This window comes from Paenarthrobacter sp. YIM B13468 (assembly GCF_042788025.1).
GTDB lineage: Bacteria > Actinomycetota > Actinomycetes > Actinomycetales > Micrococcaceae > Arthrobacter > Arthrobacter aromaticivorans.
Map to the genome: position 1 here is coordinate 104,328 of NZ_JBHZPI010000020.1, position 15,925 is coordinate 120,252.

14 protein-coding genes are annotated in these 15,925 nt (G+C 62.5%); 7 read left to right on the forward strand and 7 right to left on the reverse strand.

Translation table 11 applies throughout. From position 1 onward, the window contains the following. The first annotated feature begins 1 nt into the window (after window position 1). Genes ACFX4T_RS18430 through ACFX4T_RS18450 form a run of 5 tightly spaced genes read left to right on the forward strand, consistent with a single transcriptional unit; the run spans window position 2 to window position 5,036 of the window. Window positions 2-907, forward strand: coding sequence for a carbohydrate ABC transporter permease (locus ACFX4T_RS18430; protein ID WP_216925307.1), 906 nt, complete (start codon window positions 2-4; stop codon window positions 905-907). 45 nt (window positions 908-952) lie between these two features. Beyond that, on the forward strand, window positions 953-2,173 hold the full coding sequence (locus ACFX4T_RS18435) for a Gfo/Idh/MocA family protein (RefSeq protein WP_216925308.1): 1,221 nt from the start codon (window positions 953-955) through the stop codon (window positions 2,171-2,173). 11 nt (window positions 2,174-2,184) lie between these two features. Beyond that, window positions 2,185-3,189 carry a sugar phosphate isomerase/epimerase family protein gene (locus ACFX4T_RS18440; protein WP_377653184.1) on the forward strand — a complete coding sequence of 335 codons (1,005 nt, stop codon included), beginning with the start codon at window positions 2,185-2,187 and terminating at the stop codon, window positions 3,187-3,189. A gap of 57 nt (window positions 3,190-3,246) precedes the next feature. Beyond that, window positions 3,247-3,948: a ThuA domain-containing protein gene (locus ACFX4T_RS18445; protein WP_216925310.1), complete on the forward strand. Its 702-nt coding sequence runs from the start codon at window positions 3,247-3,249 to the stop codon at window positions 3,946-3,948. Continuing rightward, the gene (locus ACFX4T_RS18450; RefSeq protein WP_377653186.1) at window positions 3,933-5,036 is read left to right on the forward strand and encodes a Gfo/Idh/MocA family protein; all 1,104 of its coding nucleotides are present in this window, start codon (window positions 3,933-3,935) and stop codon (window positions 5,034-5,036) included. Before ACFX4T_RS18445 ends, ACFX4T_RS18450 begins: the two co-directional genes overlap by 16 nt. Window positions 5,037-5,140: 104 nt before the next feature. Here the strand turns inward: ACFX4T_RS18450 and ACFX4T_RS18455 are convergent, their stop codons facing one another. From ACFX4T_RS18455 to ACFX4T_RS18485, 7 genes are read right to left on the reverse strand one after another with little or no spacing between them, the layout of a single operon-like run. Next, window positions 5,141-6,010 (reverse strand): CoA ester lyase, encoded by an 870-nt coding sequence (locus ACFX4T_RS18455; RefSeq protein WP_216925312.1) that lies wholly within the window; start codon window positions 6,008-6,010, stop codon window positions 5,141-5,143. A gap of 45 nt (window positions 6,011-6,055) precedes the next feature. Beyond that, the gene (locus tag ACFX4T_RS18460; protein WP_216925313.1) at window positions 6,056-6,541 is read right to left on the reverse strand and encodes a MaoC family dehydratase; all 486 of its coding nucleotides are present in this window, start codon (window positions 6,539-6,541) and stop codon (window positions 6,056-6,058) included. Continuing rightward, window positions 6,538-7,290, reverse strand: a complete 753-nt coding sequence (locus tag ACFX4T_RS18465; RefSeq protein WP_377653189.1) for a CoA transferase subunit B — start codon at window positions 7,288-7,290, stop codon at window positions 6,538-6,540. The genes ACFX4T_RS18460 and ACFX4T_RS18465 overlap by 4 nt, the downstream gene beginning before the upstream one ends. After that, entirely contained in the window at window positions 7,287-8,087 is an 801-nt protein-coding gene (locus tag ACFX4T_RS18470) for a CoA transferase subunit A (protein WP_377653191.1), read from the reverse strand. The genes ACFX4T_RS18465 and ACFX4T_RS18470 overlap by 4 nt, the downstream gene beginning before the upstream one ends. 20 nt (window positions 8,088-8,107) lie before the next feature. Further along, window positions 8,108-9,271 (reverse strand): acyl-CoA dehydrogenase family protein, encoded by a 1,164-nt coding sequence (locus ACFX4T_RS18475; RefSeq protein WP_377653193.1) that lies wholly within the window; start codon window positions 9,269-9,271, stop codon window positions 8,108-8,110. After that, window positions 9,268-11,472: a biotin carboxylase N-terminal domain-containing protein gene (locus ACFX4T_RS18480; protein WP_377653195.1), complete on the reverse strand. Its 2,205-nt coding sequence runs from the start codon at window positions 11,470-11,472 to the stop codon at window positions 9,268-9,270. The genes ACFX4T_RS18475 and ACFX4T_RS18480 overlap by 4 nt, the downstream gene beginning before the upstream one ends. Window positions 11,473-11,474: 2 nt before the next feature. Next, on the reverse strand, window positions 11,475-13,085 hold the full coding sequence (locus ACFX4T_RS18485; RefSeq protein WP_377653197.1) for a carboxyl transferase domain-containing protein: 1,611 nt from the start codon (window positions 13,083-13,085) through the stop codon (window positions 11,475-11,477). Window positions 13,086-13,229: 144 nt separating this feature from the next. Here ACFX4T_RS18485 and ACFX4T_RS18490 point away from each other — a divergent pair, with 144 nt between their 5' ends. Together ACFX4T_RS18490 and ACFX4T_RS18495 are read left to right on the forward strand one after the other, a co-directional pair. After that, on the forward strand, window positions 13,230-13,898 hold the full coding sequence (locus ACFX4T_RS18490) for a TetR/AcrR family transcriptional regulator (protein ID WP_377653204.1): 669 nt from the start codon (window positions 13,230-13,232) through the stop codon (window positions 13,896-13,898). Between the two features lie 51 nt (window positions 13,899-13,949). Beyond that, a partial coding sequence (locus ACFX4T_RS18495; RefSeq protein WP_377653199.1) for a DUF222 domain-containing protein occupies window positions 13,950-15,925 on the forward strand: 1,976 nt, incomplete at its 3' end.

Below are 15,925 nucleotides of genomic sequence, written 5' to 3' on the forward strand. Positions count from 1 at the left end.
GGTGAGCACTGTCCTTCAAAGCGATTCGAAAACCGCTCCGGCCACTCCCCCGGGCCATTCCATCAAGGCCAAGCAGAGCCTCGGTTCACGGGTGAAGCGGCTGAACATTCCCGGAGGCCTTGGCGGTTGGATATGGCTGGCCATCATCATTGTGCCGATCTACTACATCGTCATCACCAGCCTGAAGACGTCCGAAGGGTACTTTGGGCAGAATCCGCTGGCCCTCCCGACGGCACCTACCTTGGAGAACTACCAACTGGTTCTCGAGGCCAACTTCGCTACGTACTTCATGAACAGCGTGATCGTCACGCTAGGCTCCGTGATCCCCACGGTATTGATCTCCTTCATGGCTGCCTTCGCGATTGTTCGTGGCCGCGGCCGTTACCTGAAGTTTGTGAACGGCATGTTCCTCATGGGCTTGGCGATTCCGCTCCAGGCAACCATCATTCCGATCTACCTGATGATCATCCGGCTGAACCTGTACGACAGCCTCCTTGCCATCATGCTTCCCTCCATAGCGTTCGCCATTCCTTTGACGGTCCTGATCCTCTCCAACTTCATCCGCGATGTCCCGAACGAATTGTTCGAGTCAATGCGCCTGGATGGCTGCAGTGATTGGCAAACGATGTGGAGGTTGGCGCTGCCCTTGACCCGTCCGGCGATCGTAACCGTGGCAATTTACAACGGCCTGCATGTCTGGAACGGATTCCTGCTGCCCCTGGTACTCACCCAAAGCCCGGGACTGCGTGTCCTCCCGTTGGGACTGTGGACTTTCCAGGGCGAGTTCAGCGTCAACATCCCCGCCGTGCTTGCCTCCGTCGTCCTGAGCACCCTGCCAATCCTGGTGATTTACGTCCTCGGACGCCGTCAGTTGGTCAGTGGCCTTACCGCAGGCTTCAGCAAGTAGCCGGCTGCTAGCCGAGTGCCAAGTCAGACAAGAAAGGACTTTCACATGTCAGAACCGAAACGCCTCCGCGTGGGCATGGTGGGCTATGCCTTCATGGGCGCTGCCCACTCGCACGCCTGGCGGACGGCCCCGCGATTCTTCGACCTCCCCGTGGTACCTGAACTGACTGCCGTCGCCGGCCGCAACCCGGACGGCGTGCGTGCGGCTGCCACGAAGTACGGCTGGGATTCCGTGGAAACCGACTGGCGCCGCCTGATCGAGCGCGATGACATTGACCTCATCGATATCTGCACCCCCGGAAACACGCACGCCGAGATCGCCATCGCCGCCTTGGAAGCGGGCAAGCACGTGCTCTGCGAAAAGCCACTGGCCAATTCAGTGGAAGAGGCAGAGAAAATGACAGCGGTTGCCCAGGCGGCAGCCGAGCGCGGCGTACTCTCCATGTGCGGATTCAGTTACCGCCGCACTCCGGCTTTGGCCTTGGCTAAACGGATGGTGGAGGAAGGGCGCCTGGGCGACATCCGCCATGTCCGGGCGCAATACCTGCAGGACTGGCTCAGTGACGCGGATGCGCCGCTCACGTGGCGCCTGGACAAGTCCAAGTCCGGCTCCGGTTCACTGGGCGATATCGGCGCCCACAGCATCGACGCCGCACAGTGGATCACCGGCTCCACCATCACCGGCGTCTCGGCCCTGCTGGAAACCTTCGTGAAGGAACGCCCCGTGGGCGGTGACTTCGTGGGCCTCGGTGGGCGCGGCGGTTCGGACGCTCCCAAGGGCCCGGTCACCGTGGACGACGCCGCGCTGTTCACCGCTCGGTTTGCCGGAAAGCACGACGACGGTGCTGCCGCCGGCACCGATTCCGGCGCTGTTGCAGGGCCCATCGGCATCTTCGAAGCCACGCGTTTTGCCCTGGGCCGGAAGAACGCAATGCGCCTGGAGCTCAACGGGACCAAGGGCTCGCTGGCTTTCGACTTCGAGGACATGAACTCGCTTCAGTTCTACGATTCTGCGTTGGAACCTGATGCCGGATTCCGCAAGATCATTGTCACCGAACCGTCACACCCGTATACGGGCAATTGGTGGCCCACCGGGCACGGCCTTGGCTACGAGCACGGATTCACCCACCAGGTGGTGGACCTGGTGAATGCCATCGGCGCCGGGGAGCAGCCCTCGCCGTCGTTCGCTGATGCCTTGCAGGTTCAAAAGGTGCTGGCCGCCGTTGAGGCGAGCGCGGGCAACGCGAGCCGCTGGCAGAACGTCTGAGAGGAATCATCATGACCCGACCCATCACCCTTTTTACCGGCCAGTGGGCCGACCTGCCGTTTGAGGAAGTAGCGCGCCTGGCTGGCGAGTGGGGCTTCGACGGCCTGGAGATTGCCTGCTGGGGCGATCATCTGGATCCCCGGCGCATCGTCGAGGACGACTCGTATCTTCAAAGCAGGCTGGACATCCTGGGGAAGCACAGCCTCTCGGTCCACGCGATCGCCAATCACCTCACCGGACAAGCAGTGTGCGATGACCCCATCGATGAACGTCACCGGGACATCCTGGCCCCAGACGTGTGGGGCGACGGCGATCCTGAGGGCGTCCGTCAGCGTGCTGCCGAAGCGATGAAGACCACGGCACGTGCGGCGGCAAGGCTTGGCGTGAAAACCGTCACGGGGTTCACTGGCTCGTCCATCTGGAAGTGCGTTGCGATGTTCCCGCCGGCTTCAGAAGGCATGATCGAGCGCGGCTACCAGGACTTCGCAGACCGTTGGAACCCCATTCTGGATGTCTTTGACGAGGTAGGAGTCCGTTATGCCTTGGAAGTCCATCCTTCGGAGATCGCCTACGACTACTGGACGGCCAAACGCACACTGGACGCGATCGGGCACAGGGACAGTTTTGGCCTGAACTTTGACCCCTCCCACTTCATCTGGCAGGACCTGGACCCGGTGATGTTCCTCCAGGACTTCGCGGACAAGATCTTTCATGTCCATGTGAAGGAGTCCGTGCGCCAACTCAATGGACGCAACGGTCGCCTTGGATCCCACCTGCCCTGGGCGGATCCGCGCCGTGGCTGGGATTTCGTCACCGCAGGCCATGGAGACGTGAACTGGGAACCCATTTTCCGGATGCTCAACTCGATCGGGTATGCCGGACCCACCAGCATCGAATGGGAAGACGCGGGTATGGACCGGCTGATCGGCGCTCCGGAAGCGTTGGACATGGTCCGCCGACTGGCTGCTATCCGGCCCCCGGCAGCAGCTTTCGATGCCGCCTTCGCCGCCCGCTGAACGCGCTTTCGAAGAACCACCAGACTCACCCGGACGTTTACGAATACGAAGGAAAACATGACAACCAAGAGTAAGACCGCACTTGTGGTTCGAGGGGGCTGGGACGGACACCAGCCGGTGGAAGCCACCGAATTGTTCCTCCCCTTCCTCAAAGAGAACGGCTTTGAGGTCAGGGTGGAGGAATCCCCCAAAATCTACGCGGACACTGAATACATGGCCGGAGTGGACCTCATCGTGCAGTGCATGACGATGTCCACCATCGAAAAGGACGAGTTCGAGGGGCTCCGCACGGCGGTCGAAAATGGCACTGGGCTTGCCGGATGGCATGGTGGGATCGCCGATTCCTACCGCAACACCTCGGACTACCTGCACTTGATCGGGGGCCAGTTCGCCTGCCACCCGGGCAAGCACGAGGACGAACGGATCGGCGAACAGTCGGATAACTATGTTCCCTACACGGTGAACATGCTCCCGGCCGCAGCAGAGCACCCCATTACGCAGGGAATCGCCGACTTCGACCTCGTCACCGAGCAGTATTGGGTTCTGGCCGATGACTACATCGATGTCCTGGCGACCACTACGCAGAAAGTCCGCGAATGGGACCCGTGGAACCGTGAGGTCACCTCCCCCGCCATTTGGACCAGGCAATGGGGCAAGGGAAGAATTTTCGTCTCCACTCCGGGCCACCGCGTGGAAATCCTCCAGGACAGCAACGTCCGCACGATCATCGAAAGGGGCATGCTGTGGGCAAGCCGCTAAATGTAGGAATCATTGGCTGCGGCGCCATCATCGCCCAATACCTGGCAAACTTCCGTCGGCTGGATTCCATCAACCTCGTGGCCGTCGCGGACCTCGATCCCGCCCGCGCCCAGGCAGTTGCCGACTCCTACGACGGCGTCCGTGCATTGGGCGTGGATGAGCTGCTTGAGGCGGACGACGTCGAACTTGTCCTCAACCTGACCATTCCGGCAGCGCATGCTGAGATCGCGCTCAAGGCAATCGCGGCGGGCAAGTCCGTTTATGGCGAGAAGCCGTTGGCTGCAACCACGGCCGAGGCCCGGCAAGTACTTGAGGCGGCAGATGCCGCAGGAGTGACTGTGGGATGCGCTCCGGATACTGTCCTCGGCACCGGTATCCAGACCGCCCGAAAAGCGATCGACGACGGCCTGATTGGCGCTCCTGTTTCGGCGACAGCCACGATGGCCACGCCAGGGCATGAACGCTGGCATCCGAATCCGGACTTCTATTACCAGCCCGGTGGCGGGCCGCTGCTGGACATGGGCCCCTACTACGTGTCCGCGCTGGTCACGTTGCTTGGGCCCGTCGTGTCGGTGGTGGGCGCAGCCAGCCATACGCGCAACGAACGCACCATCGGTTCCGGTCCCCGCCAAGGGCAAAAAGTACCGGTGGCTATCGATTCCCACGTTACCGGTGTACTGGTACACGCGTCCGGAGCACTGTCGACGCTGTTCATGAGCTTCGACGCCGTCCAGACAAAGAGTCCCAACATCGAAATCCACGGGGAGAAGGGTTCGCTCGTTGTTCCGGACCCCAACCACTTCGACGGCGATGTGCAGCTGTTCGAGCTAGGCGCCGGGGACTGGAAAACGCTGCCCGTATCCGCTGGCTACGTGGACGCCGGCCGCGGCTTTGGCATCGCTGATCTGTCAGCCACCCCGGTGGGACAAGAGCCCCGCGCCGGCGGCAAACTTGCCTTCCATGCCCTTGAGGTCATGGAGTCTGTGCTGGAATCCGCCAAGACAGGACAGGCCGTAGCTATCCAGAGCACCGTCAAGCGTCCGGACATGGTGGAACTGGCAGAACTTTCGACGCCGGTACGCGCCTAACGTTCCGGCCGCCGCCAAACATCCCGCCCGGCCACAAATCCGGCCCTTGTTCGCTCACCTCACCGTTCTGCGGGGTGTTGGGCGAACGAGGGCCGGATTCGTCGTTAGTGACGAGCGCGGCGCAGTGTTGCCTCGGCGTGTTTGAGGATGGGGCCATCGATCATCTTGCCTTTGAACTGGAAGACGCCCGTTCCGGCCGCGGATGCTGCATCGAGAAGCTCGGCGGCCTCGGTCACGGCTTCCGGCGTGGGTGCGTAGGCTTCCCGAACGGTTGCCACCTGGCTGGGGTGGATGCACGCCTTTGCACCGAAGCCGCTGGCCACCGCGTCAAGGGATTCCACAGACAGGCCCTGGAGATCGGGGATGTTCACGTACACGGAGTCGATGGCTTCCTTGCCGGCCGCTTTGGCTGCAAGCAGCACAGCGGACCGTGCGTGCAGGGCCACGGCCCGGTAGCCGCCGTCGTCGTTCCGGCTGGACAGACCGCCCAGGGAAGCCAGCAGGTCCTCGGCGCCCCACATCAAGGCAACCACGTTGGGTTCCGCGGCGATAGCTGAAGCATTGACGATGCCTGCCGCCGTTTCACAGAGTGCGATCACGCGGTAGCCCTCAAGTGCCCTGAGCTGCGCGGCGCTCTCCGCCTTGGCGAGCATGACAGTGCGGTAGGGCGTGTGCGCCAGGCTGTGCAGGTCCTTTTCGAATTCCGCGGAGCCCACCGGATTGACGCGGATAATCGTCCGGCTCGGGTCCAGCTCAGCAGTGTCTCCTTCGGATCCGAGCTGCGCGAGGATCGCGCCCCGGGCCCGCTGCTTGTCCCCCGGAGCCACGGCATCTTCGAGGTCCAGGATCACGGCGTCCGAGCGCTCCGCCGCCTTGCCGAAGCGTTCCGGCCGATCAGCAGGGCAGAAGAGGAGTGCCGGCCCCATGATGAACGGTGTAACCGCACCGCGGAGGGAAGAGTCGGGAGAAGACATAGAGGGTTCCTTGCTGGTGGAATGCTGACAAGTGCGGAAAACAGCCTAGGACTGTGCGGCGTGTGCTTCCTGGGTCCACATCAAGCAGGTCCGCGTGGCAAGTGCCACCACCACTCCGTCCTGGTTCCTGCCAGTATGTTGCATAGTCACCACACCCTGGCCAGGACGCGAGGACGACAACCGTTTGGCGGTGATCACCGTTTCCGTGTACAGGGTATCCCCGTGATACAGCGGGTGGGGAAAGGTGACATCCGTCAGCCCCAGTTGGGCGATGATGGTGCCCTGCGTCAGCTGGGTCACCGACTGCCCCACCATCGTGGACAAGGTGAACATCGAATTCATCAACCGCTGCCCGAACGGTTGCTGTGAGCTCCAGGCTGCGTCCAAGTGCAGCGCCTGGGTGTTCATGGTCAAGGTAGTGAACAGGACATTGTCCGTCTCCGTCACGGTTCGTCCGGGTTTGTGGGCGTAGATCACGCCCTCTTCAAGCTCATCGAAGTACAGTCCACGCTGCTCAACAACACGCGTCATACGGTGAGTTCCTGGTCCTCTTCGAAGAGTTCGGCCCCGGTGGCAGCCACGACGTCGTCCAAAGTGACGTTGGGGGCCAGCTCGCGAAGGACCAGGCGCGGCTCACCTTCGTCCTTGACGACGTCGATCACGGCGAGGTCGGTGATGATCCGGTCCACGCAGCCTTTGCCCGTGAGGGGCAGGGTGCAGTCCTTGACGATCTTGGGCCTGCCGTTGCGGTCCACATGCTCCATCATGACGATCACCTTCTTTGCGCCGAACACGAGGTCCATGGCCCCACCCATGCCCTTGACCATCTTTCCGGGGATCATCCAGTTGGCAAGATCGCCGTTGGCGGCCACTTCCATGGCACCCAGGACCGCCACATCCACGTGGCCGCCCCGGATCATGCCAAAGGACGAGGCCGAATCGAAGAACGCGGCGCCTGGTTTGATGGTGACAGTTTCCTTGCCGGCGTTGATGAGGTCCGGATCAATCTGGTCCTCGGCCGGATAAGGCCCGACGCCAAGGATGCCGTTCTCGGAATGGAGGATCACTTCAACGCCCGCAGGAATGTAGTTGGGGATCAGGGTGGGCATCCCAATCCCCAGGTTCACGTACTGGCCGTTGGTGAGTTCATGGGCTACCCGCGCAGCAAGTTCGTTGCGGCTCCAGCCTTTGGCTTCGTGATGGTCGACGTCGGCACGTCGGTACTCGTGACGCACGGCTTCGGGACGGGGCGGGATGTCCTGGTACGAGTTGTCGTTCACTGTGCTGCACCTGCCTGCCCGGTCGCCTGGCCAGTCGTCTGGCTCGTGCTCAGAGCCACCGTCCGTTTCTCAATCCGTTTCTCCGTTGTGGGAGCCACCACCACTCTTTGCACGAAAATGCCAGGCGTATGGATGTGTTCCGGGTCCAGCTCGCCGGTTTCCACGAGCTCTTCGACCTCGGCAATCGTTGTCTTGGCGGCCATGGCGCAGAGGGGGTTGAAGTTCATGGCTGTGGCATGGAAAACGAGGTTGCCATGGCGGTCGCCCTTCCACGCATGGACCAGCCCGAAGTCAGGCGTCAGTGATTCTTCCAGTACGTAGTCGGCGTCCTGGAAGGTGCGCACCTCCTTGGGGGCCGAGGCGATCGCAACGTTCCCTTCGGCGTCGTACTTTTGTGGCAAGCCGCCCTCGGAGACCTGCGTTCCCACACCAGCCTTTGTATAAAAGGCGGGAATGCCGGCACCCCCTGCGCGTAGTTTCTCGGCAAGGGTGCCCTGCGGGGTGAGGACCACCTCCAGTTCGCCGGCGAGGTACTGCCTGGCAAACTCCTTGTTTTCACCTACATATGAGCTGATGGTGCGGCGGATCCGTCCATCCTTCAGGAGGATTCCGAGGCCCCAATCGTCCACGCCACAGTTGTTGCTCACGGTCTCCAGGTCGGTCGTGCCCTGGCTGTGGAGCGCGTCGATCAGCGATACGGGGATGCCGCATAAGCCAAAACCACCGACAGCGAGCGAGGCGCCGTCCGGGATGTCCTTCACCGCTTCCGCAGCGCTGGCAACAACCTTGTCAATCATCCTTGATCCTTCCCGTACGGTTACAGACCCAGCTCGCGGGCGATGAGCATCAACTGGACCTCAGTGGTGCCTTCCCCGACTTCAAGAATCTTGGAGTCGCGGTAATGGCGCGCCACTGTGAACTCGTTGATGAAGCCATAGCCACCGAACACCTGGGTGGCGTCCCGTGCGTTGTCCATGGCTGCCTCGCCTGCGACCATCTTAGCGATGGCCGCTTCAGTCTTGAACGGCTTGCCAGCCAGCATTCTCGCTGCTGCATCGTAATAGGCCAAACGAGCCGTATGGGCCCTCGCCTGCATCCTTGCGATCTTGAATTGGATGGCCTGGTACTTGCCGATGTTCTGGCCAAAGGCGCTGCGTTCCTTGGCGTACTTCACCGAAAGGTCCACGCAACCCTGGGCCGCCCCCGTGCCCAAGGCGGCAATGGCAATGCGACCCTCGTCAAGGATCGACAGGAAGTTGGCGTATCCCCTGCCCCGCTGGCCCAGGAGGTTCGCTTCAGGAACCCGGACATTGTCCAAAGTCAGTGGATGCGTGTCCGACGCATTCCAGCCCACCTTGTTGTAGGCCCTCTCAGCCTTGAAGCCCGTGGTTTCGGTGGGCACCAGGATGGTGGATATTTCTTTCCTGGGACTGCCGTCGGAGTTTTCCGTCTTGCCGGTGACAGCAGTGACGGTCACCAAAGTGGTGATGTCCGTGCCGGAGTTCGTGATGAACTCCTTATTGCCGTTGATGACCCATTCCCCGTTGTCTATGTGGGCGTGGGTCTTGGTACCGCCTGCATCGGAACCTGCCTCACGCTCGGTCAACCCGAATCCGGCCAAGGATCGTCCCGATGCCAACTCCGGAAGCCAGCGCTCCTTCTGTTCCTGCGTGCCGAAACGGTACACCGGCATGGCGCCGAGTGACACGCCAGCCTCAAGCGTGATTGCCACGGACTGGTCTACCCGGCCCAACTGCTCCAGAGCCAGCGCCAAGGCGAAGTAGTCTCCGCCCATTCCACCGAACTCCTCCGGGAACGGTAGGCCGAACAGCCCCATTTCCCCCATCTGCTTGACCACTTCATAAGGGAAGCTGTGTTCTTCATCGTGTTTGGCAGATACGGGTGCCACCACTTCGTCGGCGAATTCGCGGACGGAATCACTGAGGTCCTGGTATTCCTCGTTAAGGTCAAAACTGCTCATGGCTGGACTTCCTTGTCTGACGCTGCGGGTTTGTCTGTCTCTGCGCGCCCTTCGAGAGGGTCTGCTGCGTGAATAGTGGCGAGTACCTGGTCGGCTTTGACCAGATCGCCCGGTTTGCTGGTGAGGTGGACGGTTCCGGAAACCGTTGCCACCAATTGGTGCTCCATTTTCATGGCTTCCACCGCCAGGAGCGGCTGCCCCTCTTTGACCACGTCTCCGTTGGCCACTGCCACGGAAACCACAGTTCCGGGCATCGGCGAGCGCACCTCCGGATCTGCAGCACCATCTTCGCGCTGGATGCCTGCGAGCATCCTGTGAAGACGTTCTGCGCGGTTCAGGACTTCCAGGTGGCAGGACCAGCCGTCGTTGCCAAGGTAGATCCCGCGGATCCCGCTCGTCCCGGCCGGTGATAGGCCAACCGCATAGGTGAGGCGACCGCCGTCGATCTCCAGGACGATGCCCTCCCCGGTCCGTTCCACGGCGTTGACTTTGGCCGAACGGCCCGCGTCAGGGCCGCCGTCGATGGTTGCCGAGAAGATGCCGGAGTCCTCAATCAAAGCAACGGTGGAGGTGCCGCCGCCGGGCAGGCCGAACGTGGCACTCCATGCGCCGCGGGCACCCACCCGCCAAGAGTCCGGCGAACTCCAGGCGTTGCTGGCGTTTGCAGCAGCCCCAGGGTTTGCCTTCTTTTCGAACCACAGCGTTAGGGCGGCGGCGATCAACTCGTTGGCGCCTGGGTGCCTGAACTCCATGGACGGCAGCTTGCGTTCGATCAGCCCCGTATCCAGGTGGCCGGCGCGGACGTCAGGATCATTGATCAGCAGCCGGAGATATTCCACGTTCGTGTCCAAGCCCAGGAGGGTGTACCTGCCCAAGGCGGCGTCCAAGGTGTCCAGCGCAGCGGCGCGGTTTTCGCCCCAGGCGATGACCTTGGCCAGCATGGGATCGTAGTCGCCGGTGATCTCAAGGTCCTCGCGCATGGCGGAGTCGATCCTGACGTTCGCATTGGAGCGTTGCTCGCCGAGCACCTTGGGATCCGCCCCGCCATTCTCGGCCAGCGCAACAACGCGTCCCATCGAGGGCATGAAGTTCCGCTCCGGCACTTCCGCATAGACCCGCGCCTCCACGGCGTGGCCTTCAAGAACGACGTCGGACTGGGCAACGGTGAGCAGCTCACCGGCGGCGATGCGCACCTGCCATTCAACGAGGTCTATCCCGGTGACCATTTCGGTGACGGGGTGCTCCACCTGCAAGCGCGTGTTCATCTCCATGAAGAAGAACTCATCGGGATGTTCGTCGGACACCAGGAATTCCACGGTGCCGGCACCGCTGTATTTGACCGAACGTGCTGCGTTGCAGGCTGCTTCTCCAATGCGGGCCCGTTCGGCCGGGCCGTCCGCCAGCGATTCAAAGAGTGCCGAAGGAGCTTCCTCGATCACTTTCTGATGGCGGCGCTGGAGGGAACATTCGCGCTCGCCCAGGTGGATGACGTTGCCGTGGTTATCCGCGAGGACCTGGACCTCGATGTGGCGGGGTGCCTTGATGAGCCGTTCCAGGAACAGCGTGTCATCACCGAACGCCGAAGCTGCCACGCGCCGTGCGGTCTGCAGCGTTGCAGCCATGTCTTCGGGCCGCTCGACGATGTGCATTCCTTTGCCGCCGCCACCTGCCGAGGGCTTGATGAGCAACGGAAAGCCTACCGACGGAGCTGCGTGGATCAGTTCCTGGTCCGTGAGGCCGGGTACTGCAATTCCGGGTACGCACGGGACGTCGTAGGCCATGACGTGGTTTTTGGAACGGATCTTGTCGCCCATGACCTCGATGGCGTCAATGCCCGGCCCGATGAACGTTATCCCGGCCGCGTCAAGGGCTTTGGCGAACTCCACATTCTCTGACAGGAAGCCGTAGCCGGGGTGGACCGCCTCCGCACCGCTGCGGCGGCAGGCATCGATGATGGCGTCGATTTTCAAGTAGCTCTCCGAGGGTGCCGTGCCCCCGATGGCCACTGCGGTATCGGCAAGGGCCACGTGCTGGGCGTGCTTATCCGCGTCCGAATAGACGGCAATGGAGCGGATGCCCATGTCCCTGAGGGTTCGGATCACGCGGCAGGCGATCTCACCGCGGTTGGCAACGAGGACGGCCCTGAACGGACGGGACGCCGCGGCGGCGGCGGCCGATGCTGTGGTGGTTGGCAGAGTCATAGTCACATCCTGAAGAGACCGAAGGAGGTCTCGGGCAGTTGCTGGCGGGAGACGACATCCAAGGCCATGCCCAGGACCCGTCGGGTGTCTGCGGGATCGATGATGCCGTCATCCCAAAGCCGTGCGGTGGAGTAATATGGGCTGCCTTGTTCCTCGTACTGCTGTTTAATGGGAGCCTTGAAGGCCTCTTCTTCCTCGGCTGACCATTCCTGGCCGGCGGCCTCGAACTGGTCCCTTTTGACCGTTGCCAGGACACTGGATGCCTGGTTTCCGCCCATCACTGAAATGCGCGCAGCTGGCCACATCCACAGGAAACGCGGCGAGTAGGCCCGCCCGCACATGGAGTAGTTTCCGGCGCCGAAGGAGCCGCCAATGACAACGGTCAGTTTGGGGACCCTCGCTGTTGCGACCGCTGTGACCATCTTTGCGCCGTTCTTGGCGATGCCGCCTTGCTCGTAGTCTTTGCCCACCATGAAACCTGAGAGGTTCTGCAGGAAGATCAGCGGAATGCCGCGTTGATCGCAGAGTTCGATGAAGTGGGCGCCCTTAAGCGAGGACTCACTGAACAGGACCCCGTTGTTCGCCACGATGCCAACGGGGTGTCCGTGGAGATGGGCAAATCCGGTCACCAGCGTGGTGCCGTAATTTTTCTTGAACTCATGGAATTGGGAACCGTCCACGAGCCGGGCGATTACTTCGCGGACGTCGTACTGGGCGTTGACGTCTGTGGGGACCACGCCATAAATCCCGGAGGGGTCGACGACGGGCGGCAGGACGACGTCGAGCACGTCCCACGCCGGCGTGGCTGGCTTGGGCAACGTGCCAACGATGTCCCGGACGATTTCCAGCGCGTGTTGGTCGTTCTCGGCCAGGTGGTCCGTAACACCGGAAATCCTGGAGTGCACGTCACCACCGCCTAGTTCCTCAGCGGTGACAATCTCACCGATCGCTGCCTTCACCAGGGGCGGCCCCCCGAGGAAGATAGTGCCCTGATTGCGGACGATCACTGTTTCGTCACTCATAGCCGGCACATATGCGCCGCCGGCCGTGCACGAACCCATCACCGAGGCAATTTGCGGAATCTTGGCTGCCGACATGCGCGCTTGGTTGTAGAAGATCCGGCCAAAGTGCTCTTTATCGGGGAAAACCTCATCCTGCTTGGGCAGGAACGCTCCCCCGGAATCCACAAGGTAGATACACGGTAGCTTGTTTTCCAGGGCAATTTCCTGAGCCCTGAGGTGCTTTTTTACGGTCATGGGGTAGTACGTGCCGCCCTTGACCGTGGCGTCGTTGGAAATCACCAGGACGTGCCGGCCATGGACCAACCCAATACCAGCAATCACTCCTGCGCCCGGCGAATCATCGTTGTACATGCCATTGGCGGCCAGGGGCGCTATCTCCAGGAAGGGGCTGCCCTCGTCCAAGAGGTAGTCAATCCGCTCGCGGGGCAGCAGTTTGCCTCGAGCGACGTGACGCTCCCTGGATTTCGCGGGCCCCCCGAGGGCTGCCGCGGCAAGACGTTCCTTCAGTTCCCCCACGAGGGCCAGCTGTGCTTCCTGATTGGCTTCAAAGGTGCCGCTGTCGGGCCCTGCCAAGCTGGCGATTGTCTCCATTGACCACTGTTCCATTCCCGGCCCCAGGCCATTTCGGTTAGTGCCACGTAACTGAAATTTAGGTTAGTCTTTATTAACTGTGATGTCCAGCACAGTGGGACCGTGCAAACCCACATCCCTGGCAGTGGCACCAAGGAGGAGAACGTGACCGGAGGCCCGGAAACAGGCACTGTCCGCAACCCAGCCCCAGCAAGCAACCCAGCCCCAGCAAGCAACCCAGCCCCAGCAACGCAGCGAGGCCAAGCCAAGGAACTCCGCCGGCTGGCATTGCTTTCAGCGGCCGCGGGACTCTTTGCAGAAAATGGCTTCACGCGGGTTTCGCTTGAGGATCTTGGGGCGGCGGCAGGCGTCAGCGGGCCTGCCGTTTACCGGCACTTCCCCGGCAAGCAGGCCGTCCTCGGCGAGCTTCTCCTCAGCGTCAGCCGCGATCTGCTCGACGGCGGCCTCCGCGTGGTCGCGGAAGCGGAGAACGCCATGGATGCGTTGAAGGGCTTGATCCAGTTCCAGGTGGACTTTGCGCTGAGCAACCCGGACGTCATACGTGTCCAGGACCGAGACTTCGCGAGCCTCAGCAGCACCGACCAAGCCGAAGTCCGGTCCCTGCAACGCGCCTACGTTGAAACGTGGGTGGACGTCCTGGCCCGCATCCACTCCGACACGGATGTCGCCGGCCTCCGTGTCCGGGCGCATGCAGCCTTCGGCCTGATCAATTCCACCCCTCACTCCGTCCGCCATCACGGACGAAAGATCGCGGTAAAGTCGGCCAGGCCCATCTTGGAGCAGATGGCCTTGGCTGCGCTGACAGCAGCCTGATTGTTAACTCTTTTCGGGAGATTGGGACCGCCTTCCAGGTGTTCTCTTTAAATGTCAGACCCCGATGAAATGATTTTGATCATGGAAGATACGGAGCAGCTGACAACACTTAGGACGGAACCGTCCCCTGTTGTCGCTGTCCTGGCCGCGGTCCGGTCACAGCGCTTCTTGAGCATGCCGGACTTGGTGAAGGCCGGGTTCAAGGGTTCGACGGCGTCCATGAGCGGGATCGGCCATTTCCACGGCGGGTTACGCAATGCAGGTGGGCTGGGCAACAGAGCTGCGCTAGGCAATGCAGGTGGGCTGGGCAACGACGCTGCGCCACTCAACGGCAAGGCCGAGTTCGGCCGGGCCTCAGGGCCCGCGGGCGCCAAAGCCACGGGTAGAGCGTCAACAGGCGCCACATCCACGGACACCGGGCCCGCCGGCGACAAATCCATGGGTAGAGCGTCAACAGGCGCCAAATCCACGCACACCGGGGCAACAGGCGCCAAATCCACAGACACCGGGCCAACAGGCGCTAGATCCACAGACACCGTAGACGCCTCGGCCTCCGCCGCCGGCGAGATCCGTGACCCACAGTGGAAAGCTTGGACCGGCCATGGTCCGGAGATTGCCCAGCCGGGCCCCCATTTCGAAATCAGGCATCCGAATCCTCCGGCTACGGGACGGGACATGGCGGCTCTTCTTGAGGACGGCGCGGCTCTTCTGGACCCCTTGCGGTTGTCCGCAGCGGCCGATGCGGCGCGGCTGTGTGGGTTTGTTGAGGCCGCCGACTTTGCCGGCAGGGTCGAGGAGATCTCCCGATCTTTGGAGTACTTGCAGGTTGTCGCGGCGCAGGCGGTGGAAAGGACCCGGAAGGAAGCACAGCAAGCCGCGCCGGGGTCGTCGGCTGGGGCGACCGAGTGGCGGACGGGTTGGACCGAACCAGCCTCGGATGCGAGGGTTACGGCAACGGCTAGCTTCCTGGATGACGGGTACCGGAATGCCGCTGAGTTTCTTCGGGCCCGGTTGCGGATCAGCATCGGGGAAGCCCGTCGCAGGCTCGCCCTCGCACCCGACGTCCTTCCGCAGGCCGGAATGGCCGGGCAGGAGATCCCGGCACGGCGCGAAGTGCTTGCCGAAGCCCTCTCCTCAGCTCTGGTGCCTTCCCGGTCCGCGACGATCATCAGCACCGCACTGGAAAAGGTCCGGCAGCTCACCGGTGACAACACCATCACACGGATGGAACAAGCCCTTACCGCGACGGCCATTGAATCCGACCCGGACTTTGTCACCAAAATTGCCAAACGCTGGGTCGATTCGATCGACCAAGACGGTCCCGAACCGTCCGAAGAAGTTCTCCGCCAACTCCAGGGCGCGTTCCTCCGGCGACGACGCCGCCACGGGCTCCACCACATCGAAATCTTCGCCACAGCAGAACAATACGAAACCCTGGCCACCGCCATGAACACCGCCACCAACCCACGACTCACGGGGCACAACGGCGAGCCCGGCACCGCATCCGACGGCAGCACCAGCACCAGCACCAGCACCAGCACCAGCACCAGCACCAGCACCAGCACCAGCACCAGCACCAGCACCGACGATAGCACCGGAACGGCACTCCACCCCGGACCAGAACACAGGTCAGGCGGACCGGATCTGGACCGGCGTTCCCGGGCCCAGAAACTCCTCGACGGACTCGTCGGAGCCTGCGCCGTCGCGATGACCACCGGGAAACTGCCCTCCAACGGCGGACTCCGACCCCAACTCACCGTCACCATCAACCACCACGACCTCTACCAAAAACTCACCCGCACCGCCCCGGCCCCCACCCCAAGCACAGCCACACCAGCCGGTGCAGCCACCACACCACCCCGCGCAACCACCACCCAGACCACAGGCACAGGACCTGACCCGCACCACTCCCGGCTCAGCTCCGGCGCCGCCACCTTTACCGGCCCGATGCACCCCAACACCATCCGCAAAATCGCCTGCGACGCCGACATCCTCCCCGTCCTGCTCGGAACCGACTCCCGCATCCT

Bases quoted from the DNA above. Each gene is read 5' to 3' on its own strand.
- ACFX4T_RS18435 (WP_216925308.1), top strand. From the start codon at position 953: ATGTCAGAACCGAAACGCCTCCGCGTGGGCATGGTGGGCTATGCCTTC.
- ACFX4T_RS18440 (WP_377653184.1), top strand. From the start codon at position 2,185: ATGACCCGACCCATCACCCTTTTTACCGGCCAGTGGGCCGACCTGCCG.
- ACFX4T_RS18445 (WP_216925310.1), top strand. From the start codon at position 3,247: ATGACAACCAAGAGTAAGACCGCACTTGTGGTTCGAGGGGGCTGGGAC.
- ACFX4T_RS18455 (WP_216925312.1), bottom strand. From the start codon at position 6,010: ATGTCTTCTCCCGACTCTTCCCTCCGCGGTGCGGTTACACCGTTCATC.
- ACFX4T_RS18460 (WP_216925313.1), bottom strand. From the start codon at position 6,541: ATGACGCGTGTTGTTGAGCAGCGTGGACTGTACTTCGATGAGCTTGAA.
- ACFX4T_RS18470 (WP_377653191.1), bottom strand. From the start codon at position 8,087: ATGATTGACAAGGTTGTTGCCAGCGCTGCGGAAGCGGTGAAGGACATC.
- ACFX4T_RS18475 (WP_377653193.1), bottom strand. From the start codon at position 9,271: ATGAGCAGTTTTGACCTTAACGAGGAATACCAGGACCTCAGTGATTCC.
- ACFX4T_RS18480 (WP_377653195.1), bottom strand. From the start codon at position 11,472: ATGACTCTGCCAACCACCACAGCATCGGCCGCCGCCGCCGCGGCGTCC.
- ACFX4T_RS18485 (WP_377653197.1), bottom strand. From the start codon at position 13,085: ATGGAGACAATCGCCAGCTTGGCAGGGCCCGACAGCGGCACCTTTGAA.